Source organism: Methylibium sp. T29-B, assembly GCF_000576225.1.
GTDB classification, from domain to species: domain Bacteria; phylum Pseudomonadota; class Gammaproteobacteria; order Burkholderiales; family Burkholderiaceae_C; genus Methylibium; species Methylibium petroleiphilum.
Map to the genome: position 1 here is coordinate 1 of NZ_AZSN01000298.1, position 2,395 is coordinate 2,395.

The following is a 2,395-nucleotide window of genomic DNA, read 5'->3' on the forward strand; positions in this document are numbered from 1 at the left end:
CGGCTGTAGTCGTGGTCGTACTTTCTGATATGCATGGTTGTCTCCTACTTCGTTGTCGACAATTCGCAGTCCCCACCCAGCGGGGGGCGGCGCACTCTCACAGGGCTCAGGCAGGCACCGCCGTCTGAGACTTCTTCTCCAGGGATTCGGACAGGGCCGACATGTCGCTGTCGAGGAACTTCGGCCGGATCAGGTAGACGAGCAGCGGCAGCAGCACCAGCGCCAGCACCATGTTGATGAGCATCAGGATCACCAGCAGCAGGCCGGTGTCGGACAGGAACTTCAGCTCCGACAGGAAGTACCACGGCGCCAGCCCGATCGTCATCAGCGAGGCGGTGAAGAAGATGGCCTTGCCGCAGGTCTTGAGCGCCACCCGGATCGCCACGCCCAGGTCCTTGTTGGCCACCTGGTATTCCTCGCAGATGCGCGTCATGAGGTAGATGCCGTAGTCGATGCCGACCCCGATGCCGATGGCCAGGATGGGCAGCGAGTTGACGTCCAGGCCGACGCCGGCGAGCGACATGGAGGCGGTGAGCATGGCGTTGGCCAGGTTCACCGGGATGAGCAGCAGCAGGCCCGCGACGATGGAGCGGTAGGCGAGCGAGCAGCCGATCAGGATGACGAGGTTCAAGGCCAGCAGGATGCGGCTTTCGTAGCGCACCACGGTGTCGTTGATGGATTGCTGCAGCGCGATCGCCCCGGAGGCCAGCCGGATGGTGAAGGTGGGGTGCTCGGGGCCGACCTTCTCGACGCAGGCGCGCGCCTGCGCCAGCGCGGTATCCACCGTCTCCTGCTTGTTGTTGGAGTACCAGAGCGAGACGGTGCCGTTCTTCTGTTCGAAGTCGGTGACGTGCAGGAAGGCCTTGGCGTTGGTGCCGGCCATCAGGCCGGTGACGGCGGCCGAGGCGGAGGCGTCGTCGTTGTCGAGCGGCGACCACTTGGGGTTGCCGCCGCTGAAGACGCGGTTGGCTTCGGGCGCGAGGTCGGCGAAGGACAGGGTGGCCGTGGGCGGGTTGGGGCTGCTCTCCAGGCAGTGCTGGAGGTCGCGCATCGTGGTGAGGGTGTCGCTCTGGCGCACGATGCGGGCGTTGCCCTTGCCTTCGAACACGACTTCCATGGTCATGGAGCCGGGGAAGTGCTGGTTGATCTCGCGCACGGCGAGGTTGAACTTGGAGTCGTAGCGCAGCAGGTTGGTGCCTTCGACGGGGTTGCCGACCTGCACGCGCAGCATGAGGAAGACGGCGACGATGCCCAGGACGATGAAGACGATGCCGGTGTAGCGGGCGTTGCGTCCGGTGGAGAGGGCAGCGAAGCCGCCGAGCGTGCCCTGGATGCCGCGTTGGACGGGGCCGCTGTGCTGGTCGGTGCCGAGCAGGTGCTCGATGTTGTTCGGCCTCGGCATGAGGCTGAGCAGGATGGGGGTGAGGAAGACGCTGCAGGGGACGAGGTTGAGCGCCCACAGGCCGGTGAAGAGGGCGAAGCGCTCCATGGCCGGGATGGGCGCGAGGGCGACGAGGAGCAGGCCGCACACGTCGGTGAAGATGCCCAGGGTGCCGGGGTAGACGAGGGAGACGAGGGAGAGTTCGGCGGCCTTGTCCTTGGGGTGGCCGTCGTGCAGGAGTTCGAAGTAGCGCTCGGTGGCTTGCACGCAGTGGCTGAAGCAGCGGGCGATGAGCAGCAGCGGCACGACCATGAGCAGGGGCTCGACGGGCAGGCCGAGCCAGCCGACGAGGCCGAAGCCCCAGATGGCCGAGACGGTGCTGACGAGCACCGGCACGAGGATGCCGGCGACGTTGCGCATGTGGAAGGCGAGCACGCCGAACATCAGGATCAGGGTGATCGCGAAGATCTCGAGGGTGTTGTCGCCGAAGGCGTAGATCCACCCGGTCATGACGGGGAAGCCGGCGGCGTGGATCTCGTGCGCGCCGTCGGTCTCGTTCTTGACGATGGCCTGGACGGCGTCGAAGACCTTGCCGTAGTCGACGGATTGCTCGATGAAGGTGGCGTTGACGATGGTGGCGGTGCCGTCGGAGGACACCAGGAAGGTGTTGGCCCCGGGCGATTCGTCGACGCGCCGGCGGATCTCGGTGAGCTGCTCTGCCGTCTTGGGCAGCTCGTCGTCCATGATGGGCTGCGAGAAGATGCCGTCGGGGGTGATGACGGTGTAGCGCGCCTTGGAGGTGGCGATCGAGAGGATCTGGTCGTGGTCGACCCCGGGCGTGAGGTCGATGTCGCGCGAGATGCGCCACACCTTCTCCAGCGTGTCAGCCTGGAACACGTCCTTGCCGTCGGTCCGCTTGATCATCAGCGTGACGGTCAGCGGGTTGCCGAAGTTCGAGTGGTCCTTGTAGACCTGCACGAAGGGGTGATTCTTCGGGAACAGGTCCGAGAAGAT

Annotated in this window: 1 protein-coding gene; it reads right to left on the minus strand. The window is 65.7% G+C overall.

From position 1 onward, the window contains the following. Positions 1–106: 106 nt before the first annotated feature. Positions 107–2,395, minus strand: a 2,289-nt coding sequence (locus tag Y694_RS21320) for an RND family transporter (RefSeq protein ID WP_036236430.1), incomplete at its 5' end; no start/stop codon positions are given.